The sequence below is a fragment of the Bradyrhizobium sp. ORS 86 genome (assembly GCF_045571475.1).
Classification (GTDB): domain Bacteria; phylum Pseudomonadota; class Alphaproteobacteria; order Rhizobiales; family Xanthobacteraceae; genus Bradyrhizobium.
Window position 1 is genome coordinate 639,414 of sequence record NZ_CP120699.1, and the last position, 24,131, is coordinate 663,544.

Below are 24,131 nucleotides of genomic sequence, written 5' to 3' on the forward strand. Positions count from 1 at the left end.
CTCCCCTTTTTAAGGGGAGGTCAGGGCTACGCGCTGATCTCCGCTGCGATCAATTCAAACCCTGCGCGCCGCGCACGAGCTTGCCGGGGCGGACGCCGGTGGCCTTGCCGTCGCGGCGCGTGATGACGCCGGAGACGATGGTGGCGTCGTAGCCGTCGACCTGCTGCATCAGGCGGCGGCCGCCGACCGGCAGGTCGTAATGCACCTTCGGCGGGTGCAGATGCAGCCGGTCGTAGTCGATCACGTTGACGTCGGCCTTGAAGCCGGGCGCGATCACGCCGCGGTCGGTGAGGCCGACCGACAGCGCGGTCTTGCGCGACTGCGCCGCGACCACGAATGGGATCGAGAGCTTCTCGCCGCGGCTGCGGTCTCTCGTCCAGTGCGTCAGGAGATAGGTCGGGAAGCTGGCGTCGCAGATGATGCCGCAATGCGCACCGCCATCGGAGAGGCCGGGCACAGCGCTGGGTTCGCGAAGCATCTCATGCACGGCATCGAGATTGCCGTCGGCATAGTTCAGGAACGGCACATACAGCATGCCACGGCCTTCGTCCGTCAGCATCGCGTCATAGGCGAGCTCTTCCGGCTGCCGGCCCTGGCGGCGCGCCTGCGGGCCGAGCGCGTTTTCCGGTGGCTGCTCATAGTCCGGGGGATTACCCAACAGATACATCTTGTCGTAGTTCGGCCGGAAGAACAGCGGATCGTCGGTCGCCGTCGCGCTTTCGCTCAGGATCGCCGCGCGCACCTCGGGCCGGCGCAGATGCGTGAGCCGCTCGGCCAGCGGCAGCTTGGCGATCTCGCGGTAGCTTGGATGGGTCTGGAACGGGTTGCGCGACAATTCCAGCCCGAGCAGCAGGCCGACAGGCCGCGCGGCGATCTGGGTGGTGATCGACAGGCCGCGGGCGGCGGCTTCATTGATGGTGTCCATCGTCTGCCGCCAGCGTCGCGGCGCCTTGTCGGCCTGGGCGACAGAGAACGAGATCGGGCATCTGGTCTTTTCAGCGACCCGCAGCATCATCGGCAGGTCTTCGTGAACCGTGCTCTGGTCGAGCACGAATTGCAGCACGCTGCGGCCGACGCCGTGCATCGCGCCGGCGATCGCGGTCAATTCATCCTCGCCCGCCTTCAGCGTCGGCGTGTAGTCACCGGTCGAGGTGCGGTGGTTGAGCGTGCGCGAGGTCGAGAAGCCGAGCGCGCCTGCGCGCACCGCATCGCCGGCAAGCGCCGCCATCGCCTTGTTGTCCTCAGCCGTTGCGGGATCACGGCGCGCGCCGCGCTCGCCCATCACGTAGACGCGCAGCGCCGCATGCGGAAGCTGCGCGCCGATGTCCATGTCGAAATTGCGCTTCGACAGCCAGTTCATGTAGTCGGGGAAGCTCTCCCATTCCCAGGGAATGCCGGCGCTCAGCACCGGCTCGGGAATATCCTCGACACCTTCCATCAACTGGATCAGCCTGGTGTGATCGCTCGGCCGGCACGGCGCGAAGCCGACGCCGCAATTGCCCATGATCGCGGTGGTGACGCCGTTCTGCGACGACGGCGTGATGTCCTGGCTCCAGGTCACCTGACCATCGTAATGGGTGTGGACATCGACGAAACCGGGCGTCACCAGCTTGCCCTTGGCGTCGATCTCCTCCTTGCCCTTGGCCTGCACCTTGCCGACTTCGGCGATGCGGCCGCCGGTGATGGCGACATCGGCCTCGTAGAGATCGCCGCCCTTGCCGTCGGCGATGGTCCCGCCGCGGATCACGAGGTCAGGGGTCGAGGTCATGGCATTTCATCCCGTGGCTGTTTTTGATTAGCCGGCATCATGGGTGACCCCCCGATGCTGTCAACCGCTGCCGATGAAGCTCTGGGATGCGCTGGCGGGGTTTTGCCAGCGAAGATCGCGCGAGACCGTGCGACGGAAATTTGTTCCGCGGCGGCAGCGGACGCCCTCCGCCGCGGACGCTGGTGCAGACCTATCGTGCGCCGAAGAAGGCCGTCTTCTGGGTCTCTTCCGCCTGCAGCCTGGCGCGCACCCGCATCAAATCCTTCCAGCCGATGTAGCCGACAAGGCGTTGATCCTCGCGCGAGATCACCGGCAGGTGCGAGACGTTGACCTGCATCAGGCGGTCGGCGAGCCGATCAAGATATTCATCGGGATAGGCGACGCTGATCTTGCTTCCCGCCAGGAGCTGCTTGAGCGTCGCGGTGCGATGCTTGCCGGCGCGGCGCCAGCGCAGCACGGATGGCGGGTCGATCACCCCGAGCACGTGATGGTTGGCATCGACGACGGGAAAGCTCGGGTGTCCGGTCTTCGGATTGGTCAGGAAGGCAGCGGCGCCGTGCAGGGTCATCGTGTCCGAGACGGTCTCGACTGCGCTGGTCATCACGTCGCGAACACGTGTCAGCGCGAAGGGATCGACGCGATACTCGCGCACCAGATGATGGCCGCGCCGCGCCACCTTCTCGGTCAGGATCGACCGCCGCATCAGCAGCACCGTCACGCCATGGGCGGTGCCGCAGGCCGCGATCAGCGGCAGCAGCACATGAGTGTTGCCGGTGAGCTCGACGGCGAAGAAGGTCGCGGTCAGGGGCGAGCGCATCGTGCCGCCCATCGTCGCCGCCATCGCCAGCAGCGCCCAGAAGCCGGGGCTCGCGGCAGGCAGATAGCCGCTCAGCACGGTGCCCATCGCGCCGCCCATGATGAGCAGCGGCGCCAGCACGCCGCCCGACGTGCCCGAGCCGAGCGCGACCGACCAGATGATGGCCTTCACCACGAGCAGCAGCAACGCGCCCTTCAGCACCACGTCGCCGTGCAGCATGGCGGCGAGGTTGTCGTAGCCGACACCGAGCGCCTGCGGCTCGATCAGGCCGCCGAGGCCGACGACCAGGCCGCCGATCATCGGCCACCACATCCAGTGGATCGGCAGCTTCAGGAAGAAATCCTCGCAGCCGTAGACGAGCTGGGTGAGCACGCCCGACAAGAGCCCGGCGAGAATACCAATGAGTATCCAGGCGCCGAGCTGGATCACCGAAATGTCGACGCTGCCGGTGAACGGGAACAGCGGTGCGGGCATGTGGAGGAACGTGCGTCCGACCGCTGCCACCACGGCGGCGACGGTGACCGGAATGAAGCTGCGCGGCGTCCATTCGAACAGCAGGAGTTCGACCGCGAGCATGATGGCGGCGATCGGCGTGCCGAACACGGTGGTCATGCCGGCGGCGGCGCCTGCCACCAGCAGGGTCTTGCGCTCGTTGTCGCTCACGGGAAGCATCTGCGCGATCAGCGAGCCGATCGCGCCGCCGGTCATGATGATCGGGCCCTCGGCGCCGAACGGGCCGCCGGTGCCGATCGACACCGCCGAGGACAACGGTTTCAGGACCGCCACCTTGGGGTCGAGCCGGGAACGACCGAGCAGAATGGCCTCGATCGCCTCGGGAATGCCGTGTCCGCGGATCTTCTCGCTGCCGTAACGCGCCATCAGGCCGATGATGAGCGCGCCCGCGACCGGCACCAGCACAGCCCAAAGGCCTAGCGGCGAGTCCTGTAGCTTCAGGTCGGCGAAGCTGAACTGGCCAAAATAGGCGATATTGGTGGCAAGCCTGATCAGTTGCAGCAGCCCGACGCCGGCGATCACGCCGGCACAGGCAACAACGACGGCGATGGCCGAGATCACCACGACGCGCGGGTCGGTGGTGAAGTCACCGAGACGGTGAGCGGTCTTGGCGGGGACGGTCGACTTGGCGGAAAGAACGCTCATGGACGGCGGAAGGCTCGGATCAGTTTGACAATGGGCGGCCTCATATCGCATTGCGATATAATTACAAGCGGGAGAAATGGAATGGCAGCGTCGAAAAATCCGCCGAAATCGGCTGCCCGGACCCGAAGGCGGGTTCCGAGCCAGGCCGATTACGAGGCGCTGTCGCAATTCCGCTACCTGATCCGGTGCTTTCTGGAATTCAGCCAGGAGGCGGCGAAGGCCGAGGGGCTGACGCCGCGGCAGCATCAGGCCTTGCTGGCGATCAGGGGCTATCCGGGCGGCGGACCGGTCGCGATCGGTGATCTGGCCGAACGGCTGCGGCTCCGTCACCACACCACGGTCGAGCTTGTCGACCGGCTTTCCGAGGCGGGGCTGGTCGAGCGCGTGCTCGATCCGGCCGATCAGCGGCGGGTGCTATTGAAGCTCACCGGCCTGGCGGCCGAGCACCTCGCCAAGCTGTCCGCGGCTCACCTGGACGAGCTGTCGCGGATCGAGCCGCTCTTGAAGCAGGTGCTGTCGCGGCAATCGGAGTGAATGCGTTTCGCGCGCGAGTAGCCCGACGCGGCGCGATCAGGTCGCGTCCTAGCACTACAGTTGCATTTCATCTCGGTGTCATCGTCCGCGAAAGCGGACGATCCAGTATTCCAGAGATGTCAACGCTCCGTCCGAGGGGGCTCGGCGTACTGGATTCCCCGCATTCGCGGGGAATGACGACTGTAGTGCTAGACTCCTCGTCTTAGTTGCCTCGCGCCTCAGGCGCGCGGGCTCGTCGCCTCGGCGGGATATTCCGCAGCTTGCGGCTTGCGCTCGGTGACCAGCGCCAGCAGCACCGTCAGCACCATGAACACCACGGAGGCGCCGAACACCCAGTGCGGCAGGTGCTGGTCCATGATCCAGCCGAACAGCAGCGGGCTCACGATGCCGCCGAAGTTGAAGCCGGTGGAGACGATGCCGAAGGCGCGACCCGCGGCGCCTGATGGTGCGGCGTTGCGCACCATCATGTCGCGGGACGGCGCAATCACGCCGCCGAGGAATCCGGCAAGGCCCATCGCCAGCGTCAGCAGCGCCGAGGGCATGTTCACCAGCGCGATCAGCAGCACCAGCGCGGCATTGACCGCGAAGCAGGCCGCGGCGACCTGGCTGTGGCGGTGGGTCCAGTCGGCGAGGTAGCCACCCGCAAGCACGCCCGCGGCGCTGGCGCCGAGGAATGCGGTCAGCGCGACATTGGCGGTCGAGAACGATGCGCCATAGCCGCCCATCAGCGCGACCACGCCGAAATTGTTGATGCCTGATGTCGACAGGCTGAGCAGCGTGAAGAAGACGGTGAGCACGATCAGCGCCGGCGTGATCACGCTGACTTGCGGCGCGGCGTCGTCCTTGGTCTTGTTCGCGCCTGCGTCGGGGATGCCGAGCACGATCAGAAACAGCGCCACCAGCGGACCGACCGCGCCGGCGACGATCAAGGCGCCGAGCCCGCCGATCGATGCGACCAGCGCAGCCATGATCGCCGGCGCCACCGCGCCGCCGAGGAAGCCGGCAAACGTATGGATCGAGAACGCCCGGCCCATCCGCGCCTCGTCCATATGTGCCGAGAGGATGGCGTAGTCGGCGGGATGATAGACGCTGTTGGCGAGGCCGAGCAGCACGGCGCAGACGATCAGCGCGGCATAGCTGAGGTGCAGGCCGAGCCCGATCAGCGCGCAGCCGCCGACGGTCAGCCCGATCAGCAGGATCTTGCGCGCCCCGATATGGTCGGCGAGATAGCCGATCGGCGCCTGGGTCAGACCGGACACCACCGCGAACACGGTCAGCGCGAAGCCGAGCTCGACATAGCCGACGCCAAGTTGTTCCTTCAGGAACGGAAACAGCATCGGCAGCACGAAGATATGGAAATGGCTGACCCAGTGAGCGACCGAGATGCCCGTCAGCGTGCGGAGCGCGCTGTCGGCCTTCGCTTGCTGCGGTGCGGCCAGAACGTCGACCATCTCAAACAAAATCCCATTGTGTGCCTGCTCGGCAGGGCCGGGTGAAAATAGACATTGACCGATAATTGTCCATGAACGCTGCTGCATGGCTGCCCCCGGGGAGCAGGCGCCGCATCGACACATGCGGCATTAAAAGGCGGCGACAAAGTGCGGCGGTACGGCGATGATCGGACATGATCGACGCCAGAAAGCCGCTCCGGGTGCTCGTGTCAGAGGGGTCCAGCACCTCTGGCCGCGAGGCGGTCACGATCCTGGGCGCGGCCGGCCATCACGTCGAGGTCTGCGACCCCTCGCGCTGGTGCCTGGCGCGCTACTCCCGCTTTGTCCGCAAATTCCATCACTGTCCCGGCCTGCGCACCGATCCGGCCGGTTTCCTGCGCTTCGTCGAGCATTTGTTGGCATCGCAGCATTTCGACGTGCTGCTGCCGACCCATGAGCAGGGCTTCCTGTTCGCGCGGGCCGAGGCCCGACTAAAGCCGCGCGTGGGGTTCGCGCTGCCGGACTTCGCCAGCTACCGCGCGGTGCACAGCAAGGCGGGTTTCAGCCGGCTGCTCGATCGGCTCGGCCTGCCGCAGCCGCCGACCCGGATCGTGACCTCGCTCGACGAATTGCGCGAGGCGACGCGGTTTCCGTCCGTGGTCAAGACCTCGATCGGCACCGCGAGCCGCGGCGTCTGGATCGTGCGTGATGCGGGCGATCTCAATCTTGCGCTCTACGATCTCCAAGCGAGCGGGGACATTGGCGGCGAACTATTGGTGCAGGACCTCGTCACCGGTACCACCGAGAAGGCGCAGTCGGTGTTTTGCCGCGGCGAGCTGCTCGGCTTCCATGCCTATCGGCAGGTCACCGCCGGCGTCGGCGGTGGCGAGGCGGTCAAGGAGAGCGTCAGCCGGCCGGCGATCCGCGGCTATCTTGAGGCGATCGGGGCGCATCTGAATTGGCACGGCGCGCTCTCGGTCGATGTCATCATGCCGCTCGATAGCCCCACTCCGCTTCTGATCGACTGCAATCCGCGGCTGGTCGAGCCGATGAATGCGTATCGCGCCGGCACCGATCTGGTCGATCTGCTGCTGCGCCTGTCGCTCGGCGAGACGCCGGCGCCGCTTGCCGAGAGCCGGGCCGGCGTGCGGACGCATCTTGCGCTGCAGGCGCTGCTCGGCAGTGCCTCACGCGACGGCACGCGGCGCGACGTCATCAGGGAATGCGGCCGCATCGCCGCGGGCAAGGACCCGTATCAGGGCAGCACCGAAGAGCTGACGCCGATGCGACTCGATTGGCCCGGCGCCGTACCGCTGGCGATGACAGTTGCGTTGTTACTGGTCTCGCCGCAGCTCGCGTCGTCGCTGGCGCGGGGCGGCTTCGGCGCGCATCTGCTCGACGCGGCGAGCATCCGAACGATCGAGAGTGAGGGATTTTGCTAGGTCTATCCTCGTCGTCCCGGCCTTCGCCGGGACAACGTCTGGATGGATGTGGACCGGCCTACAACGGCTCATCATCATTGCCGTGGCGGTCGAGCTTCGGCGTGGCGATGTCGCCGTCCTCGTAATATTCGTCGTCGTGCGGCGATGGGGACGGCGGAGGCTTTTTGGGCGGCTCGCTGGCCTTGGTCGGTGCCTTGCTCTTCTTTCCCGCTTTGCCCATGCATGTCCTCTGCGCAATCGATGGTCGCTGGAAATTCTACCCCAGTTGGCAGACGCTTGAAATGCGAGGAGAGGGCGCGACGGGACCGAGGGCCAGCCGCGCCGGAGCAGGTCAGAACGTCGCTCCGGCCCGCACCACGTAGGTCCGGCCCGGCAGCGGATAGGCCGAGAAGCGGCCCGCGGTGAACGAACTCGTAATGGCGTAGTCGTAGTAAAGCGCGTTGAACAGGTTGTTCACGCTGACCGACCAGAAGAAGCGGTCGTATTGTCCGCTGAGCTTGATGTCGGCGGTCGCATTGCCGGGAATACGGCTCTGGGCGTTGGCCTGGTCGTTGTCCATGATGCGCGAGCTCCAGGCGCGCAACGTAGCGTCGAACACGAGGTAGTTCTGCCAGATGTTCCAGGTGACGCCGACATTGCCGGTATAGCGGGAGACCAGCGGCACGTCGTTGCCGGCCCACATGCCTTCGCGGAAGACGGCGCGGGTGTAGGCCATGCCGCCGCGCAGCGTCACGGTGTCGCTGACGCGCAGCGAGGCGTTGGTCTCGCTGCCGTAGCGGCGGGTCGGATCGAGGTTGACGTTGTAGAACAGCACCGGGTTGAAGTGGATCTCGTTGTCGAGATCCATCAGGTAGACGCTGGTCTGCACCTGGAAGCGGTTGGTCCTGACGCGGACGCCGCTCTCGACGTCTTGCGAGGTCTGGGTCTTGAGCTGGAAGTTCTGCGGGATCGGCGCGAACGTCACCGGGTCGAACGACGGGCCCGAGGCGACGCGTTCGTCGACATCGGGCGTGCGGAACGCGCGCGCAGCGCGTCCAAATACCGAGAAGACGTCGGTGAAGCGATGCTCGACGCCGGCATGTAGCGCATATTGCGTTTCATTGCTGTTGAGCGGAGAAGCCTGGATGTCAGAGCCGGGGAACGTGCCCGGCGCCGTGGGATCGTAACGGTCTGCTGCATTCACGGCGGTGCTCTGCACGCGCGCGCCATAGGAGAAATCAGTCGTCGGCAACAGGCCGATGATATGCTGCCAGTAGCCGGCAAGCGTCCGCTGCGAGATGTCGTAGGTGTGGATCGGCGCGTATCCTTGGAATTGGCTGCGCGCTTCCCGGAACGTCGAATCATAATAGTCGATGCCGGTCAGGATCGTGGACGGCAGCCCGAGCACCGCGTTCTTGATGCTGAGGCGTGGCGTGATCGACCACGTTTGCAGCGCGGCGTCATTGTAGGTCGAGGCAAAGCTCGGAGTCGGCACCGTGCCGAAGAAGCCGCTCTGCGTGTCCCGCTGCCGCCAGCCGCCGTCGACGATCAGGTCGACGCCGTTCAACAGGGTCTTGGTGAAGCCGGTGGTAACGCTGGCGGTCTGCTGATTGGCGTAGTCGTAGGGCGTGGCGGCGCCCCTGCGGTCGGTCAGCAGCTCATTGACGCCGATCGACGGATCCACGATCCGGCCGCCGGGAAGGCCGAGCTTCTGGTCGCTGCCGGTGACGGTCAGGAACGCGGTGAGGTCCGGCGTGGTGTAGCTGATGTTGCCGATACCGTTGCGCTGGTCGAGCGCATTGTTGACGCGATACCCGTCGGACTTGATGCCATTGCCGTAGAACGATGTCGACCACGGACCGGAATTCACCGCGGCCGAGACCGCGGCCATGCGCTGGTTGAACGAGCCGAAGCCGGTTTCAGCCTTGATGGAGACCGGCGGCCCGCCGACGGCGGTCTTGGTGACGATATTGACGACGCCGCCGACTGCGTTGTCGCCATAGAGCACGGCGCCGCTGTTGCCTCGCGTGATCTCGATGCGCTCGATCGAATCGATCGGGATCGTGGTGAGATCGAACCCGGCCTTGTCGATGTCGTTGAGACGGCGGCCGTTCAGCAGGAACAATGTATTGTCGGAGGCGAAGGCGCCGAAGCCGCGCAGGTCGACCGAGGTCTTGGCGCCGTTCGGGCCGCCATAGAGCGATTGCAACTGCACGCCCGGCACCTGCGCGAGGATCTCGGGCAGTGTCTGCACCGGCGAATGGGCGATGTCGTCGGCCGTGATCACGGTCGACGATGCGCCGACGATGCCCGCGGACCCGACACTGGCGGTCCCGGATCCCGTGCCCGTTGGCGGAGCGTTCGATCCGCTTCCGCTTCCCGTGTTGTCGGTCGGCGCATTGCCCGGGGCCGGGCGGTGCGGCGTCTGGGTCGTATCAGAGTTGGTCGGCCTGGCGCGCGTCACGTTCTGGTCGCCGGGCTTGGTGACCTCGATCGGGGGAAGCACGTCCGCGGCCGGCGCCTGCTGCGCCAGTGCGGCTGTGGCGCTGAGCGCCGGCGCTGATATTGTCGAGGCGAGCAAGAGCGCGCGGCGCAGTCGCGTTGAAGGGAAGGGCAACATCGGCGAGACCTGGGCAACGTCAGTGGCACGTCACCGCGAACCCGGTCTCACCCCTTGCACGACGGCACGTCAGGTGAAGCCAATGCCTGTACTCCCCGACCGGCATCGTCGCGTGTGACCACGGCTGACGGCAGGTCTCCTGGCTCGCGGGTCGTTACCCTTCGTCGCCTTCCCAGGACCGAGATTCCCAGTGGCCTGTGACGAAGGATTCACCGCCTACAGTTGCGGGGGCAGCCGCGGCCTTGGGGCAGTTTCCCCGTACCGCATTCCCTTTTCATCCCATGAAAGAACCGTCATGGTCACTAGGGTTCGGTCGGCGGCCAAAGTCAATCCCGGCGGAACCAGGGCAGCAGCCGGACGGCTATGGTTTTCATCGAGTGTCGCTTGTCTGCCACGGCGATCGCTGTAAGAGCATGATCCGATGAGTGTGCAGGATTTTGCCTTGGCGGCCGAGGTCGCAGCGCGGCGCCGTCTGGGCGCGACCGTAGCGCTCACGGCGCTCGTGGTCTTGCTCATGCTGATCTCGCTCGGCATCGGGCCGGTGCGGTTGTCACCACTCACCGTGATCGCGGCGCTGTTCGGCGGCGGCAGCGATGTGGCGCAGGTGATCGTGCGCGAGATCCGCCTGCCGCGAACCATCCTGGCGTTTGCGATCGGCGGCATTCTGGGATTGTCCGGCGCGGCGCTGCAGGGGCTGCTGCGCAATCCGCTGGCCTCGCCGTCGCTGTTCGGCGCGCCGCAGGCGGCCGCCTTCGGCGCGGTGCTGGTGATTGCGCTCGGGTTGGCCGACGTGCGCTCGTTCGCGCTGCCGATTGCTGCGATCATCGCGGCGTTCGGCTCGGTGTTCGCCCTGCTTGCGATCGCCGGCCGCAATGCCGGGCTGTTGATCCTGATCCTGTCGGGGCTCGCGATCTCCAGCTTCGCAGGCGCCGCGACGGCGCTGGTGATGAATCTGTCGAGCAATCCGTTCGTGGCGCTGGAGATCGCGTTCTGGCTGCTCGGCTCGCTGGAGGACCGCAGCTTCCAGCATGTCATGATTGCATTGCCCTTCATCGTGGCCGGCGCCGTCATCCTGCTCAGCCAGGCAAGCAGCTTCCGCGCGCTGACGCTGGGCGAGGAGGCCGCGCAGAGCCTCGGGGTCGATGTCGCGCGGTTGCGGCTGTTCGTCATCTCGGGCGTCGCGCTCGGCGTCGGCGGCGCGGTCGCGGTGACAGGGACCATCGGTTTCATCGGCCTGGTCGCGCCGCATCTGATGCGGCCGGTGATCGGCCACGACCCGGCGCGGCTCCTGGTGCCGAGCGCGCTCGCGGGCTCGGCGCTGCTGCTGGCGGCCGATATCGCGGTGCGCATCATCCCGTCGACTTCCGACATCAAGGTCGGCGTGCTGACCTCGATCATCGGCGTGCCGTTCTTCCTCTATCTGATCATGCGCGAACGCCGCGTGCTCGGTGGAGGCGTGGCATGACCCTGCTGTCCGCAACCCATCTCAACGCTTCGCTGGGCAGCCGCCATGTGCTGCACGATATCTCGCTGTCGTTGTCGTCTGGGCATCTGGTGGCGCTGGTTGGTCCGAACGGCGCCGGCAAGACCACGCTGCTTCGTGCGCTGGCCGGGCTGATCCCTTCCCGCGGCGACATCAGGATCGGCGGCGATGCGCTGTCGTCGCTGTCGTTGCGCGAACGCTCCAGGCGGTTTGCCTATCTGCCGCAGGGGCACATGGTGCACTGGCCGCTGCCGGCCCGCGACATCGTCGCGCTCGGCCGTTATCCGCACGGCGCGACCGATCCCGCCCGGCTGTCGCCCGACGATATGGCGGCGGTGCTGCGGGCGATGCAGGCGGTCGATGTCACTGCGTTCGGCGACCGCCGCGTCACCGAGCTCTCCGGCGGTGAGCGCAGCCGCGTTGCGCTGGCCCGTGTGCTCGCGGTGGAGGCGCCCGTGATCCTGGCCGACGAGCCGACCGCGTCGCTCGATCCGCGCCATCAGATCGACGTGATGCAGCGGCTGCGCGGCGTCGCTGATGCGGGCGTGCTGGTCGTCGTGGTGACGCATGACCTCGGCCTGGCCGCGCGCTTTGCGGATCACGTGCTGGTGCTCTCGGAGGGACGATTGGCGTCGCAGGGCGCGCCTGTCGAAGCACTGTCGGAAGCGGTGATGGCGGAGGTGTTCCGGATCAGCGCCTATCGCGCCGAGTATCAGCGCGAGGCGGTGATCGTGCCTTGGGCGGACGTGTGATGTGCGGGTCCGTCTACAGGCAGCGCCGAAGTATCCGCGAGCTCGCTTCACCTCTCCCGCTTGCGGGGGAGGTCGCATCGTATCGCCAGATACGATGCGGGTGGGGGCTTTCTCCACGATATGATTTGCAGCGATACCCCCACCCCAACCCTCCCCCGCAAGCGGGAGAGGGGGCGCAGTTTTCTCGCGGCGGCCACCTCACTTCCAGATATCTCATCGCGATACTCTCGATGCTGTTGTGGGCAATCTCACCCAGCGCCTCGCTCGCCACCGGGCCACGCGTCGTCTCCATGAACGTCTGTAGCGACCAGCTCGTGCTGTCGCTGGCCGATCCGGATCAGATCCTCGGTCTCAGCCCGTTTGCGCGCGATGCCTGGCAATCATGGGCGGCCGACGCGGCGCGGCGCTATCCTGTGCTGTCTGGCGGGGCCGAGGATGTGCTGGTGCTGAAGCCGGATGTTGTCGTCGTCAGCCGGTTCGACAAGCGCGAGACGCGCGATCTGCTGAAGGCCAATGGCCTTCATCTCGTCGAGTTCACCGTGCCGCGCACGCTCGACGAGGTGAAGGCGCAAATCCGACAGATGGGCGATGTCGTGCAGCATGCGGATCGCGCCAGCGCCGAAATCGCACGGCTCGATGCCGCGATCGCTCGCGCGCGGGCCGCGGTGACCGCGCATCATTATCGCGTGCTGCCGCTGGAGCGACGCGGCTGGGTATCGGGAGAGAACAGCCTGGTCAGTGCATTGTTGACTGAGGTCGGACTGGTCAACGTTGCCGGCGAGCTCGGTTTTGAGGCCGGCGGATTTGCCTCGCTGGAGGCGATCGTGAAGCTGCGGCCGGACTTTATCCTGGTGTCGGAAGCCGGCGATCGCGCCGAGGACGAGGGCCGTGCCTTCCTGCTGCATCCCGCGCTTGAGCGCTTCTATCCGCCGGGCAAGCGCATCGTGTTGCCCGAGCGGCTTACCGTATGCGGCGGCGTGATGCTCGCCGACGCGCTGGATCGGTTGACTGCGGAATTGAAGCGGGTGACGCGTTGATTCTGTAGCCCGGATGGAGCGAAGCGAAATCCGGGGCCGCACTGGTGGCCACAGATCAACCTGTCCCGGATTTCGCTGCGCTCCATCCGGGCTACGGGATCACCCGTGCATCACCGGGCCGCCGGCTTTCTTCCAGGCGTCGATGCCGCCTTCGATGTGGGCGGTGTTCGCAAGTCCCGCTTTCTTCGCGGCGGCCACCGCCATCGCCGAGCGTTCGCCGAAGGCGCAGAAGAACACGACACGGCGGCCGGTGGCGGCCGCGACCTCGCGCAGCATCCCGCCGGGCCGCAGGTTCTCGCAGATCCCGGGGTAGGGCGCGTGCATCGCGCCGGGAAGGGTGCCATGCTTGGCTCGCTCGCCATTCTCGCGCAGATCGACCAGCAAAATGTCGGTCCGGCCGAGGCTCGCGATGGCGTCGCGCGCGGTCAGTGCAAGCCCCTGTTTGGCGAGCTCGTCCTGGTGCAGGCCGACATGCATGTTGGCGGGCACCGCGACGTCCATCATCTTCGGATTCGGCAGATGGAGGTTGTTCATCAGCTCGACATAGTCGTCGACCGACTTCACCTGCAGGCGGGGATTGTAGCGCTTCTCCTCGCCGATAGTGGACACGGTGTCGCCCTTGTAGTCGTGCGCGGGGAACACCATCGTCTCGTCGGGCAGCTTCAAGAGGCGATTGAAGATCGAGTCGTATTGCTCCCGCGCGCTGCCGTTCTGGAAATCGGTGCGGCCGGTGCCGCGGATCAGCAGCGTGTCGCCGGTGAAGACGCGGTCGCCCATCAGGTAGCTATAGGAATCGTCGGTGTGGCCAGGCGTGTACATCGCCTCGAGGCAGAGGCCCTCGATCGTGACCTTGTCGCCGTCGGAGACGCGCATCGACACCACGTCGGCCTTGCTCTGCTCGCCCATGATGGTGATGCACTGGGTGCGGTCCCGCAGCTCGGCGAGACCGGTGACGTGGTCGGCGTGCAGGTGGGTGTCGACGGCCTTGACCAGCCGCAGGTCGAGTTCCTGCAGCAGCTTGCAGTAGCGGTCGGCTTTTTCCAGCACCGGATCCAGGATCAGCGCCTCGCCGCCGGCGCGGCTGGCGAGCAGATAGCTATAGGTGCCGGACACGCTGTCGAACAACTGGCGAAAGATCATAACGGCTTACCCATTCTCCAGGTCGAGTCTCAGAGAGGAGATTATTCCAAAGATAGGGTGCGTTCAAAGCAAATCCATCCCCATCCGGAAACCTGCGGCAAAGCGTATGGAGCCTGTCAGCGCGCGTTCGCGCGACCTGTCGGCTCGCAATGACGGCTTCAGGGACGAACCAGCGTGTATCCGTTCTCGGTCAGCCGCAGGATCTGCGCGACGCCGACCTGCACCGGCGTCGCGACGGGGAGGTAGTCCGGCCGCTTGCCGGTCTCGCGCTCGATCGTATCGACGGTGTTGAGGCAGATATCGACCCGCACGCCCTGCGCGACCAGGCTCTCGACCAGCTTGCGGTTCGGATTGTCGGGCCTCAGCAGGTCGATGCCGGGGCCGAAGGCGACGATCTCGATCGCGATCTTGTCGGGATCGTAGCGTTTCATCAGGTTGTTGGCGACGCTGATCACGAGGCCCTGCTTCTTCGGATCGTTGTCGGAGAGCTGCAGCACGATCTTGTGCTCGGCAAACGGCTTGTCCTGCAGCGGCGGCTCCTGCTGAGCGTGCACAACCGGTGCCGCAAGGGCGATCAGCGCGAGGCAAAGCATCGTGGTGATCGCCCGCCGCATCATTGTCCCTTCCTGGCAAGACCCGGATTGTCGTCGACCCCCTTCAGCGTCACGCCCGGCGCGTCGCGGTTCGGCGGCCGGCCGGCGCGCAGGTGTTTTGCGACGACATCCCAGATCGGTGGGCCCTTCTGCTCGTTGACCGAGGCCCAGCCCGCCACCTTGTAGCTCTTGCGGGCTTCGAGATGCTTGCCGTTGGCGAGCTTCAGCTCGGAGATGCGCTTGCCGACGGCTTCCGTCGGCGCGCAGGTGTAGGCGAGGCCGCCGACGCGGACCATGTCGCCGCCTTGCTGATGATAGGGATCGGCGTTGAACAAATTGTCGCAGATGTCTTCCAGCACGTCCTTGATCTGGCTGCCGGTCATGGTCGAGACGTAGGTCTCCGGATAGGTGATCGCGGTTTCCGACAGCACGTCTTCCATGGTCAGCGGCTGGCCGGCGAGCATGGTGAGGCCCCAGCGGAAGCCCGGCGACAGCGCGATCTCGGCATTGAGCTCGTTCAACATCGCATCGCAGATCAATTGATCGACGGTGCCGGAGAAATTGCCGCGGCGGTACAGCAGGCGGTCGGCGGCGGCGAGCTTGTCGCCCCATTCGCCGACATACGGCTCGCGCACCCGGTCGATCAACCCCTGCATCGCAGGGTCCGGCTTCAACAGCTCCGAGAACACCGGCAGCAGCCGGTAGCGCACATTGGCGACCTTGCCCTTGGCGAGGTCGAGATCGAGCACGCCGAGGAACTTGCCGTTCGAGCCGGCATTGGTGACCAGCGTGATGCCGCCGGCATTGGTCACCGTGATCGGCAACGGGATCGCGTCATGGGTGTGGCCGCCGAGAATGACGTCAATGCCGGTGACGCGGCTCGCAAGCTTGAGGTCGACATCCATGCCGTTGTGCGACAGCAGGATCACCGCCTCGACCTTGTCGTTGCTGCGATGAAAGTCGACGAGTTTCTGCAATTCCTCTTCGCGGATGCCGAAGGTCCAGTCCGGCGTGAAGCGCCTGGGATGGGCGATCGGTACATAGGGAAATGCTTGGCCGATGATCGCGACGCGGTGGCCGCCGATCTCCCTGACCACAGACGGTTTGAAGACGCGCCCCGAGGCCGGGTCGAATGCCTTGGCGTCGTTGAAGGCGGCGTCCTCGGTCAGGAACACGTTCTGCGCCAGGAACTCGCCCTTGAAGCGGGAGAGATTGTCGCGCAGCGTCTGCTCGCCATAGGTGAATTCCCAATGGCCGGTCATCGCCTCGATGCCGAGCAGGTTGGCAGCCTCGACCATGTCGGCGCCCTTCACGGCGTTGGCGAGCCCGGTGCCCTGCCAGAGGTCGCCGCCGTCGAGCAGGATCGAACGGCCATGGCCGACATCGGCACGCAGCTTGTCGATCAGCGTCTTCAGATGCGCAAAACCGCCGAGCCTGCCGAAGCGGCCAGCCGCCTTCTCGAACTCGACGCAGGTGAAGGCATAGGCATCGGCGCTGTCGGGCCGGATGCCGAAGCGGTCGAGAAAAGCCTTGCCGACCAGATGCGGCGGCTGGCCGGCCATCGCGCCGACGCCGATGTTGACGCTGGGCTCGCGTAAGAACACCGGCCTGAGCTGGGCGTGCGTATCCGTCATGTGCAGGATGCGCGCATTGCCGAAGCGCTCGAGATCGTAGACGCTGGCCGTGTCGGCACTGCGCGCAAGGCGCGGCGCCAGGCCGGCCGTCAGCGTGGCGGCGGCCGAAGCTTTCAGGAAATCCCGGCGGCGGATGATCATGATTGTCTCCGCCCGACCTTCTTTACCTCTCCCCGTCGGGGAGAGGTCGGCACGCAGCGCCGGGTGAGGGGGCGCGGACCCCACGGGAGAGTGTAACCCCTCACCCGCGCCTTTGGCGCGACCTCTCCCAATGGGAGAGGTGCGGCACCGTCGATGCGGAATGAGTTTGTTGTCATCTCAACATACGTCAGCGAATTTCTAAGTCCTTCCAGCGTTCCTTCTCGCTGGTGGCCTGGAAGATCGAGGCCTTTGCCAGTGCTTCCGCTTCCTTGGCCTGCGTGACCGCGGTGTCGAAGTCGCCGGCATCGGCGGCCTTTTTTGCCGCTGCCAGCGTCGCGGCGGTGGTGGTCCACTGGTTGCGCAGGCTGCCTGCTTCCGTGTTGGCGGCTTCGGCTGCGGCATAGGCTGCCTTGTAGTCGGCCTCGGATGCAGCGAAGGCGCTCGCGCCGTTTGCAATCAGCAGCAGGACTGCGAGGATCGTCGTCGTTCTCATGGCCGCGCTCCCGGTCCCGAGATCGGCAGGCCGTTGCTGACATAGGACAGATAGTATTCGAGGTTGCGATACTCGTCGTCCTGCGGGTTGAGCGGCACCGCGCGGGTCTGGCTGTTGCAGGTGGTGAAGCGGCGGCTGGTCGTGCCCATGCCGCTCCATTCCGAGCGGTAGATCGGCATCGCGTTCAGGATGCCAAGCGCCGGCGCCAGCACCTCGGCGCGGATCCGCTCGCCCGGGCTCTGCACATGGCAGGTCGCGCAGGAGAAATTGAGCTGGCCGCGGCGGGTGTAGAAATATTCCTTGCCCTTCTGATAGGCCTCGAGCGCGCGCGGATCGTTCGGGATCTTGATGTCCATCGGCTTGCCGCGCGAGGTGAAGGCCATGTAGGCGGTAAGCGCCGCCATGTCGTCCTTCACATAGGACAGCGGCGCCTCGCCATTGGCCTCGCGGCACCGGTTGAGCGCGAGCTCAAGCGTGACGACCTTGCCTTCCTGCTCGTCGAAATAGGGATAGTTCTGACGGATGCCGATGCCCTTGTTCGGGAAGCAGTCGGCGTAGCTCTTGCCGTTCTTGAACGGCTTCGAAAACATCTCCTTGCCGGCTTCGAGCGAGAACTCGTAGGGCGGAAACTGTTCCTTCTCTTCCCACTGCTTGTGCAGGTCCTCATTCATCGAATAGGGACCGTTGACGAAATCCTCGAGCTTCAGCTTGGGGAATTTGGTGGTGAAGTATTTCTGGAAGGCGGCCTTGTCGGCCGCGGGATCGACCGTGTCCGCCGCGTGCGCCGACGCCGCCAGCACGCCCAGCGTCAGCGCCGCGGATGCGACAAGAAGGGCAAGGCGCCGCGTCATTGAATCTTCGCCGTGATGCTGTCGGTCGCGCCCTTGTTGTCGACCCAGCCGATCTTCAGATCGTCGCCCTTGTTGCCGCCCTTGAAGGAGAACTTGACATAGGGATCCTTGGAGACGCCGCCGCCCCAGTCGGCGATGAACACCGGCTTGCCGTCATGCTCGAAGGTGAGCTGCTGGATGAAATGCGGCGGAATGATCTCGCCCTTGGCGTCCTTGACGAAGCCGGAATCCATCGGATGCTGGATCAGCGCCTGCACTTCGGTGGTCTCACCGTTTGACGTGGCGCGCACGCGAATGCTCGATGCCATCGGATTATTCCTTTATGGTTTGCGCATGATCTTGTCGGAAAACCGGTTCGCACTTTGCACTAACGTGGCCCTCCGGGTCCGGATCATGCGTGATCAGCCGCCGCAGCCGCCGACGGTGACCTTGACCTCCTTGGTGGCGCTGTAGAGCTTGCCGCCGGCCTCGACGATCACGGTCACATTGCTGGTCTTCGCCATCTTGATGCGGTTGGCGACGCTCGGCAGCGTGCCTGCCGGAATCCGGTAGGAGGCGATCAGCGCGATCGGGTTCTCGCTGACCAGGAACGAGATCGAGCTGACGTCGGCGAGCGTCGTGGTGGCCGAGATCGGCACCACCGCGCCGTTCTCGGCGATCTCAGGCGCGTCCATCTTCACCTTGTCGGACGGTTCGGCGGTCTTGCCATAGAGCGCCTTGATCGCGTCGGCCTCGTTCTTCTGCTTGAACGCCTCCGTGGGATAGGGGTCGTTGGCGGCTGCGAGCGCCTGCCGTCCGCCGAACGGGATGACGCCGAGCCCGATCAGCGCGGCGACACCAGCGCCCTTCAGCACCAGGCGCCGCGTCCCGGAAAATTCGTTGGTCGTGATGCTCATCCCAAAAATACTCCTCAAACGATCGTCGTAGCGTCACAACGTCTGCAGGAAATCCACCACCGCGCTGATCTCCTTCTCGCTCAAGATCCGGTTTCGTCCGAACGGAGGCATCACGGTCAGCGGGTTGCGCTTGGTCTCGTCTGATACGATCGCTATCAGCTCGTCGCGGCTGTATTTCTTGTTGAGCCCGGTCAGCTCGGGGCCGATCGTGCCGGGCAGATCGCCGCCCTTGATCACATGGCAGGTCAAACAGTTACCCTTGCCGCGATCGAAGGCGAGCTTCTGGCCCTCGGCGGCGGACTGGGCCTGTGCGGGAGCAGCGACTGCCGCGCCCGCCAGCAGTGCCAGCACGAGGGCAGGCTTGGAGAAGTTGGCGATCAAGGGTGTTTCCCGGGCTTCAATCTCGATAATCCGATCGCAATATAGAGAGTGGAAAGCACAAAGGCGATCGGCTGGCAACTCGGAGAATGGGCGCGTTGCGGCGGGGTTAATATCTTGCGGAGGAGATCAGCTCCGTCACCCCCTGAGGTGCGAGCGGAGCGAGCCTCGAGGGGCGGACGGGCCGACCGTGGCCGTGCATTCTTCCAGGCTCGCTCCGCTCGCATCTCAGAATGACGGTCAGAGCGCATGCTCAGCGGGTTCCGCTTTTTGCGGGTGTTACGTGCACGGTTTACGGTTGGGTGACTTGAGGGAGAAGCGCGGTGGCAGGCTATGTCGCGGAGTTCGGCAAGAATGGCCGGCCGGTGGAGGCGGACGGGCGGCTCGATGCGGCGGCGTTCCATCGCAACCATCAGCCGATCTGGGCCGTCCTGAAGGATTATCTCGCCGGCCAATCCGGCGACGTGCTGGAAGCCGGCAGCGGTACCGGCCAGCATGTCGTCTATTTCGCGGGCCAGGCGCCCGACATCACCTGGTGGCCGAGCGATCTTCATGCCGCGCATCTGCGTAGCATCGAGGCTTGGCGCGCGGATGCCGGCCTTGCCAACATCCAGCCGCCGCAGCCGATCGACCTGTCCGATCCGGCCTGGTCGCCGGCGCCATCGGCAGCCAAAGGCCCGGACAAGCTGCTCGCGATCTTCTGTGCCAACGTGATCCACATTGCGCCCTGGCGCGTCGCCGAGGGGCTGTTCGCCGGCGCCGCCAGGCATCTGCGCACTGGCGGAAAACTGTTCCTCTATGGTCCGTTCAAGCGCGGCGGCAAGCACACCGCGCTCAGCAATGCGGTGTTCGACACCTCCTTGCGTGAGCGCGACGCGGAATGGGGCGTGCGCGATATCGTTGATCTCGAGAAGCTGGCCGAGAGCGTCGGGCTGAAGCTGGCCGGCTCGTTCGACATGCCGGCCAACAACATGATTCTGGTGTTCGCGCGAGACTAGAGCATGGTCCGGAAAGGCGCAGAGCGCGGTGACGATTCAGCCCAATCTCATGGCGCTTCAGCGCGCGGCGCTCATCGGTCACCGTCGATTCAGCCGGTCCCTGCACGTCAGGAGCACGCAGCCGCAGGCCGCGCGCGCGGATGATGCGAGCTCGGATCGCGGTCGGTCCCTTGCTCGATAATGTGTCATTTGACACACTGGTGTGTGTCAAGTAGCATACCTCCACCACGGAGGCCAGAATGAAGAGGCGGCTTTATCCGGCCGTGCTGGAGCGCGGCCCGCGAGGCGCGTTCGGCGCCTGGTTTCCCGATTTTCCGGGTTGCGTGGCCGGAGGCAGATCGCAGGAAGAGGCGATCGAACGCGCCGAGCACGCGCTGGCTCAGGCGGTGGACGGCTGGGTCGAGCAGGGGCGCGCGCTGCCGGAGCCGACGCCGATCGAGCGCATCGTCCCGCCCAAGGGCTCCGACGTCGCCGCGTTCTTCATGGTCGGCGTCGATCCGCCCGATCCATCCGAGCGCGTCAACGTCTATCTGCCGAAGAGCCTGATCGCGCGGATCGACAAGCGCGCCGCCGAGCTCGGCATGAGCCGTTCCAGCTATTTCGGCTTCGCGAGCTCGCTGGCACTCGAATGGCCCGGCGGATTTCCGCGTGGCGCCCCCATCACACCGCGCTCCAAGGTGCACAAGACCGGTGCACTGCGCGCGGAGAGGCGACCGAGCAAGAAGCGGACGTGATAGGTGATTGATCACCGAACGACAAGCTTTCTCGCCGTCACCCTGAGGAGGCCGCGTAGCGGCCGTCTCGAAGGGCGACGGCCCGGCTTTCTCCGCGAGGGGTTCGTCACTCGCTGAATAGCGGGGCCGTGCATCCTTCGAGCCGCGGCTCCTCAGGATGACGGGACTGATGGACCTGTCGGCCTGTAATCGCGCGACATGAGAGTGGGGCCAACCTTCGTGCGTCTCCCGCATGGCCTACGTCTGTTTGCGTCGGTTGATCGTCGTCGACGTGCTCTCCATAGTGCCCGCGATTGGAGGCTCCCGCCGGGGCTTCAGCGCGGGAATGCCGATGATCGATGTGACAGTTTTGGAGGAGGCGGCCGACGACGCGCGGGCGCGCGGCAACGTTTTGCGGCTCGCCGCAGCGCAGGCGCTGACCGGCGCTAATTCGGCCGTGATCTTCGCCACCGGCTCGATCGTCGGCGCCACGCTGGCACCGAGCGTCTCGCTCGCGACCGTGCCGCTCTCGATGTATGTGCTCGGGCTTGCCGCCGGCACGCTGCCGACCGGCGCGATCTCGCGCGCTTATGGCCGCCGTATCGCCTTCATCATCGGCACCGGCTGCGGCACGCTCACCGGCTTGCTCGGTGCCTGGGCCATCTTGCATTCGTCGTTCTGGCTGTTCTGCGCCGCGACCTTCCTCGGCGGTCTCTACGGCGCGGTGGCGCAGTCCTATCGCTTCGCCGCGGCCGACGGCGCGAGCGCCGCGTTCCGGCCCAAAGCGGTGTCGTGGGTGATGGCCGGCGGCGTGTTCGCCGGCGTGCTCGGGCCGCAGCTCGTGCAATGGACCATGGACGTGTGGCCGCCCTATCTGTTCGCCTTCTCCTTCGTGATGCAGGCGCTGGTCGCGCTGGTTGCAATGGCAGTGCTGTCCGGCGTCGACGCGCCGAAGCCCGCGGTGGCGGATTTGCATGGCGGCCGTCCGCTGCTTGAGATCGCCAAGCAGCCGCGTTTCATCGCCGCCGCGCTGTGCGGCGCGATTGCCTATCCGATGATGAACCTCGTGATGACCTCGGCGCCGCTCGCCATGAAGATGTGCGGGCTCACGGTGAGCGATTCCAATTTCGGCATTCAATGGCACATCGTGGCGATGTACGGACCGAGCTTCTTCACCGGCTCTCTGATCGCGCGATTCGGTGCGCCCGTGATCGTGGCGCTCGGCCTCGTTCTCGAAGCGGTGGCCGCGATGATCGGGCTGTCCGGCATCACCGCGCCGCACTTCTGGGCCACGCTGATCGTGCTCGGGCTCGGCTGGAATTTCGCTTTCGTCGGCGCTTCCGCGCTGGTGCTGGAAACGCACTGGCCGCAGGAACGCAACAAGGTCCAGGCCTTCAACGATTTCCTCGTCTTCGGCATGATGGCGATCGGCTCGTTCTCGTCCGGCCAGTTGCTCGCGCATTACGGCTGGAATGCCGTCAACATGGTGGTCTTCCCGCCGGTGATGCTCGGGCTCGCCGTACTGTTGCTCGCCTCGGTTGCGAAGCGCCGGGCGCGATTGCGGGCGGGAGACGAGATACTGGACCCCGGCGTTTCGGCATGAGCGGAAATGTGCGTCGTGGCTTCCCGTGGGAAGTTCCCTGCTGCCAATTGCTGACACTTCGATCCGAATCGAAGTGATTGCCTCGCATGGCTATTTACATCGTCACAACCGGCGATTCCCTGTCATGACGATGTGAGAAGCAAGAGCAACAAGATGGACGCATCCTCATACGCCCCGCCCGATGAAACTTCGCTGCGCTACGAGGGCTGGCGCATCGTCGTCGTCTGCTTTCTGCTTGCGACCTTCGGCTGGGGTCTCGGCTTCTACGGTCAGAGCGTCTATGTCGCCGAGCTACAACGGCTGCACGGCTGGCCGGCGTCACTGATCTCCTCGGGCACCACGTTCTTCTATTTGTTCGGCGCGGCGCTCGTTGCCTTCGTCAGCGAGGCGATCAAGGCGTTCGGTCCACGCAAATGCCTGATCGCGGGCACGCTTGCGATGGCCGCCGCGTCAGTTGCGATTGGCGAGGTGCGCGAGCCCTGGCAGCTCTATCTCGCGGACGCCTTGCTCGCCTTCGGTTGGGCCGGCACCAGCCTCGCCATCATCACCAATACGCTCGGCCTGTGGTTCGACAAGAAACGCGGCATGGCGATCAGCCTCGCGCTCAACGGCGCGAGCTTCGGCGGCATCGTCGGCGTACCGCTGCTGGTGGCGGGAATCGGCGCGTTCGGCTTTTCCGGCGCAATGATCGCAGCCAGCGCGCTGCTCATCGTCGTGATGGTGCCGGTGACCTTGATCTTCGTCGGCCAGCCCCCGGCGCACCTCCACGCGGCCACCTTGGCCGCCGCAGACGCGCCGTCGGCCACGCAACTCCGTGCCCGGGCGCTGCGCGATATCAACTTCCTGTCGATCTCGGTCGCATTCGCGCTGGTGTTGTTTGCCCAGGTCGGCTTCATCGTCCACCTGATCGCGTTCCTGGATCAGACGATCGGGCGCGAGCGCGCCACGATCGCGATCGCGCTGTTGACCGCGATGGCGGTGGTCGGCCGCGTCTCATTCTCCTTCGTGATCGACCGGCTGAACCAGCGGCTGGCATCGGCGCTGTCCTTCGCCAGCCAGGCCGTCGCACTGCTCGTCATCATCAATCTGCACAACGATGTCGCACAGATCGCGGCCTGCGGGCTGTTCGGTTTCTCCGTCGGCAACCTGATCACGCTGCCGTCGCTGATCATTCAGCGCGAGTTCGATCCGCGCGCGTTCGGTGTGCTGGTCAGCCTGCTCACGGCCATCAACCAGGTGACTTATTCCTTCGGCCCGGGCGTGATCGGATTGCTGCACGACCTTTCCGGCAGCTACACATTGCCGTTCTATGGCTGCATCGCTGTCGAGCTGATCGCGGCTGTTGTGATCATGATGAAGAGGACTTAGCTCCGGATGGAGCGAAGCGAATTTCCACCTCCCCTTGAAAAGGGGAGGTCGCTTTGCTCGCCAGAGCAACGCGGGTGGGGATCTGCTCCCTCCGCATGCAGCGTCGCTCGCGGCTGACCCCCATCCCGACCTTCCCCCTTTTTTGGGGTAGGGCAATCGCATTTGGGAGAAAAGCGCCCTGCGGCCATCCTTCGAGACGCCGCTCCGCGGCTCCTCAGGATGAGGTCTTGTTTTGCGGCACAATAGTAGATCCTCATGGTGAGGAGCGCCGCTTGCGGCGCGTCTCGAACCACGAGGCCGAGT

At 65.5% G+C, this 24,131-nt stretch carries 22 protein-coding genes and 1 riboswitch; of the genes, 9 read left to right on the forward strand and 13 right to left on the reverse strand.

Annotated features, from left to right (window positions below):
- Positions 1-49 precede the first annotated feature (49 nt).
- The gene (locus P6U25_RS02880; protein WP_407149942.1) at positions 50-1,768 is read right to left on the reverse strand and encodes an amidohydrolase family protein; all 1,719 of its coding nucleotides are present in this window, start codon (positions 1,766-1,768) and stop codon (positions 50-52) included.
- Between the two features lie 190 nt (positions 1,769-1,958).
- Positions 1,959-3,743 (reverse strand): chloride channel protein, encoded by a 1,785-nt coding sequence (locus tag P6U25_RS02885; RefSeq protein WP_407149943.1) that lies wholly within the window; start codon positions 3,741-3,743, stop codon positions 1,959-1,961.
- A gap of 81 nt (positions 3,744-3,824) precedes the next feature.
- On the opposite strand from P6U25_RS02885, the gene P6U25_RS02890 reads away from it, so the two are divergent.
- Complete coding sequence (locus P6U25_RS02890) at positions 3,825-4,277, forward strand: MarR family winged helix-turn-helix transcriptional regulator (RefSeq protein WP_407149944.1); 453 nt, start codon at positions 3,825-3,827, stop codon at positions 4,275-4,277.
- Positions 4,278-4,495: 218 nt separating this feature from the next.
- Here the strand turns inward: P6U25_RS02890 and P6U25_RS02895 are convergent, their stop codons facing one another.
- Positions 4,496-5,728 (reverse strand): MFS transporter, encoded by a 1,233-nt coding sequence (locus P6U25_RS02895; protein ID WP_407149945.1) that lies wholly within the window; start codon positions 5,726-5,728, stop codon positions 4,496-4,498.
- A 173-nt stretch (positions 5,729-5,901) separates the two neighbouring features.
- Here P6U25_RS02895 and P6U25_RS02900 point away from each other — a divergent pair, with 173 nt between their 5' ends.
- Entirely contained in the window at positions 5,902-7,149 is a 1,248-nt protein-coding gene (locus tag P6U25_RS02900; RefSeq protein ID WP_407149946.1) for a hypothetical protein, read from the forward strand.
- Positions 7,150-7,207: 58 nt separating this feature from the next.
- Here P6U25_RS02900 and P6U25_RS02905 read toward each other — a convergent pair whose 3' ends face one another.
- Together P6U25_RS02905 and P6U25_RS02910 are read right to left on the reverse strand one after the other, a co-directional pair.
- Complete coding sequence (locus P6U25_RS02905) at positions 7,208-7,369, reverse strand: hypothetical protein (RefSeq protein WP_407149947.1); 162 nt, start codon at positions 7,367-7,369, stop codon at positions 7,208-7,210.
- Positions 7,370-7,480: 111 nt separating this feature from the next.
- Entirely contained in the window at positions 7,481-9,748 is a 2,268-nt protein-coding gene (locus tag P6U25_RS02910) for a TonB-dependent receptor (RefSeq protein ID WP_407149948.1), read from the reverse strand.
- Positions 9,749-9,859: 111 nt separating this feature from the next.
- Positions 9,860-10,058: riboswitch (cobalamin riboswitch) on the reverse strand.
- A gap of 111 nt (positions 10,059-10,169) precedes the next feature.
- On the opposite strand from P6U25_RS02910, the gene P6U25_RS02915 reads away from it, so the two are divergent.
- The 3 genes from P6U25_RS02915 to P6U25_RS02925 all read left to right on the forward strand — a co-directional run bounded on the left by P6U25_RS02915 (position 10,170) and on the right by P6U25_RS02925 (position 13,020).
- Positions 10,170-11,213: a FecCD family ABC transporter permease gene (locus tag P6U25_RS02915; RefSeq protein WP_407149949.1), complete on the forward strand. Its 1,044-nt coding sequence runs from the start codon at positions 10,170-10,172 to the stop codon at positions 11,211-11,213.
- A complete protein-coding gene (locus P6U25_RS02920) occupies positions 11,210-11,983 on the forward strand; it encodes an ABC transporter ATP-binding protein (protein ID WP_407149950.1) in 774 nt (257 codons plus the stop codon). The genes P6U25_RS02915 and P6U25_RS02920 overlap by 4 nt, the downstream gene beginning before the upstream one ends.
- Before the next feature lie 230 nt (positions 11,984-12,213).
- Entirely contained in the window at positions 12,214-13,020 is an 807-nt protein-coding gene (locus P6U25_RS02925; protein WP_407149951.1) for an ABC transporter substrate-binding protein, read from the forward strand.
- A gap of 99 nt (positions 13,021-13,119) precedes the next feature.
- Here the strand turns inward: P6U25_RS02925 and P6U25_RS02930 are convergent, their stop codons facing one another.
- From P6U25_RS02930 to soxX, 8 genes are all read right to left on the reverse strand, one after another.
- Positions 13,120-14,160, reverse strand: a complete 1,041-nt coding sequence (locus tag P6U25_RS02930; protein ID WP_407149952.1) for an MBL fold metallo-hydrolase — start codon at positions 14,158-14,160, stop codon at positions 13,120-13,122.
- A 158-nt stretch (positions 14,161-14,318) separates the two neighbouring features.
- On the reverse strand, positions 14,319-14,777 hold the full coding sequence (locus tag P6U25_RS02935) for a hypothetical protein (protein ID WP_407149953.1): 459 nt from the start codon (positions 14,775-14,777) through the stop codon (positions 14,319-14,321).
- Positions 14,774-16,528 carry a thiosulfohydrolase SoxB gene (gene soxB / locus P6U25_RS02940; RefSeq protein WP_407149954.1) on the reverse strand — a complete coding sequence of 585 codons (1,755 nt, stop codon included), beginning with the start codon at positions 16,526-16,528 and terminating at the stop codon, positions 14,774-14,776. The genes P6U25_RS02935 and soxB overlap by 4 nt, the downstream gene beginning before the upstream one ends.
- A gap of 187 nt (positions 16,529-16,715) precedes the next feature.
- Entirely contained in the window at positions 16,716-17,021 is a 306-nt protein-coding gene (locus P6U25_RS02945; protein WP_407149955.1) for a hypothetical protein, read from the reverse strand.
- Positions 17,018-17,872, reverse strand: coding sequence for a sulfur oxidation c-type cytochrome SoxA (gene soxA / locus P6U25_RS02950; RefSeq protein ID WP_407149956.1), 855 nt, complete (start codon positions 17,870-17,872; stop codon positions 17,018-17,020). Before soxA ends, P6U25_RS02945 begins: the two co-directional genes overlap by 4 nt.
- Entirely contained in the window at positions 17,869-18,180 is a 312-nt protein-coding gene (gene soxZ / locus P6U25_RS02955; protein ID WP_407149957.1) for a thiosulfate oxidation carrier complex protein SoxZ, read from the reverse strand. The genes soxA and soxZ overlap by 4 nt, the downstream gene beginning before the upstream one ends.
- A gap of 93 nt (positions 18,181-18,273) precedes the next feature.
- Entirely contained in the window at positions 18,274-18,768 is a 495-nt protein-coding gene (gene soxY / locus P6U25_RS02960; RefSeq protein WP_407149958.1) for a thiosulfate oxidation carrier protein SoxY, read from the reverse strand.
- A gap of 33 nt (positions 18,769-18,801) precedes the next feature.
- Complete coding sequence (gene soxX, locus P6U25_RS02965; protein WP_407149959.1) at positions 18,802-19,149, reverse strand: sulfur oxidation c-type cytochrome SoxX; 348 nt, start codon at positions 19,147-19,149, stop codon at positions 18,802-18,804.
- A 320-nt stretch (positions 19,150-19,469) separates the two neighbouring features.
- Between soxX and P6U25_RS02970 the strand changes: the two genes are divergently transcribed.
- The 4 genes from P6U25_RS02970 to P6U25_RS02985 all read left to right on the forward strand — a co-directional run bounded on the left by P6U25_RS02970 (position 19,470) and on the right by P6U25_RS02985 (position 23,828).
- Positions 19,470-20,144: a DUF938 domain-containing protein gene (locus P6U25_RS02970; protein WP_407149960.1), complete on the forward strand. Its 675-nt coding sequence runs from the start codon at positions 19,470-19,472 to the stop codon at positions 20,142-20,144.
- Positions 20,145-20,383: 239 nt separating this feature from the next.
- Positions 20,384-20,878 (forward strand): type II toxin-antitoxin system HicB family antitoxin, encoded by a 495-nt coding sequence (locus P6U25_RS02975; protein ID WP_407149961.1) that lies wholly within the window; start codon positions 20,384-20,386, stop codon positions 20,876-20,878.
- Between the two features lie 331 nt (positions 20,879-21,209).
- Positions 21,210-22,460, forward strand: coding sequence for an MFS transporter (locus P6U25_RS02980; protein ID WP_407149962.1), 1,251 nt, complete (start codon positions 21,210-21,212; stop codon positions 22,458-22,460).
- A 153-nt stretch (positions 22,461-22,613) separates the two neighbouring features.
- Positions 22,614-23,828, forward strand: coding sequence for an MFS transporter (locus tag P6U25_RS02985; protein WP_407149963.1), 1,215 nt, complete (start codon positions 22,614-22,616; stop codon positions 23,826-23,828).
- Positions 23,829-24,131 lie beyond the last annotated feature (303 nt).

Bases quoted from the DNA above. Each gene is read 5' to 3' on its own strand.
- P6U25_RS02890 (WP_407149944.1), top strand. From the start codon at position 3,825: ATGGCAGCGTCGAAAAATCCGCCGAAATCGGCTGCCCGGACCCGAAGG.
- P6U25_RS02915 (WP_407149949.1), top strand. From the start codon at position 10,170: ATGAGTGTGCAGGATTTTGCCTTGGCGGCCGAGGTCGCAGCGCGGCGC.
- soxA (WP_407149956.1), bottom strand. From the start codon at position 17,872: ATGACGCGGCGCCTTGCCCTTCTTGTCGCATCCGCGGCGCTGACGCTG.
- P6U25_RS02935 (WP_407149953.1), bottom strand. From the start codon at position 14,777: ATGATGCGGCGGGCGATCACCACGATGCTTTGCCTCGCGCTGATCGCC.
- P6U25_RS02985 (WP_407149963.1), top strand. From the start codon at position 22,614: ATGGACGCATCCTCATACGCCCCGCCCGATGAAACTTCGCTGCGCTAC.
- P6U25_RS02925 (WP_407149951.1), top strand. From the start codon at position 12,214: ATGCTGTTGTGGGCAATCTCACCCAGCGCCTCGCTCGCCACCGGGCCA.
- soxZ (WP_407149957.1), bottom strand. From the start codon at position 18,180: ATGGCATCGAGCATTCGCGTGCGCGCCACGTCAAACGGTGAGACCACC.
- P6U25_RS02905 (WP_407149947.1), bottom strand. From the start codon at position 7,369: ATGGGCAAAGCGGGAAAGAAGAGCAAGGCACCGACCAAGGCCAGCGAG.
- soxB (WP_407149954.1), bottom strand. From the start codon at position 16,528: ATGATCATCCGCCGCCGGGATTTCCTGAAAGCTTCGGCCGCCGCCACG.
- P6U25_RS02945 (WP_407149955.1), bottom strand. From the start codon at position 17,021: ATGAGAACGACGACGATCCTCGCAGTCCTGCTGCTGATTGCAAACGGC.
- P6U25_RS02895 (WP_407149945.1), bottom strand. From the start codon at position 5,728: ATGGTCGACGTTCTGGCCGCACCGCAGCAAGCGAAGGCCGACAGCGCG.
- P6U25_RS02920 (WP_407149950.1), top strand. From the start codon at position 11,210: ATGACCCTGCTGTCCGCAACCCATCTCAACGCTTCGCTGGGCAGCCGC.
- P6U25_RS02900 (WP_407149946.1), top strand. From the start codon at position 5,902: ATGATCGACGCCAGAAAGCCGCTCCGGGTGCTCGTGTCAGAGGGGTCC.
- P6U25_RS02980 (WP_407149962.1), top strand. From the start codon at position 21,210: ATGATCGATGTGACAGTTTTGGAGGAGGCGGCCGACGACGCGCGGGCG.
- soxY (WP_407149958.1), bottom strand. From the start codon at position 18,768: ATGAGCATCACGACCAACGAATTTTCCGGGACGCGGCGCCTGGTGCTG.
- P6U25_RS02880 (WP_407149942.1), bottom strand. From the start codon at position 1,768: ATGACCTCGACCCCTGACCTCGTGATCCGCGGCGGGACCATCGCCGAC.
- P6U25_RS02930 (WP_407149952.1), bottom strand. From the start codon at position 14,160: ATGATCTTTCGCCAGTTGTTCGACAGCGTGTCCGGCACCTATAGCTAT.
- P6U25_RS02975 (WP_407149961.1), top strand. From the start codon at position 20,384: ATGAAGAGGCGGCTTTATCCGGCCGTGCTGGAGCGCGGCCCGCGAGGC.
- P6U25_RS02885 (WP_407149943.1), bottom strand. From the start codon at position 3,743: ATGAGCGTTCTTTCCGCCAAGTCGACCGTCCCCGCCAAGACCGCTCAC.
- P6U25_RS02910 (WP_407149948.1), bottom strand. From the start codon at position 9,748: ATGTTGCCCTTCCCTTCAACGCGACTGCGCCGCGCGCTCTTGCTCGCC.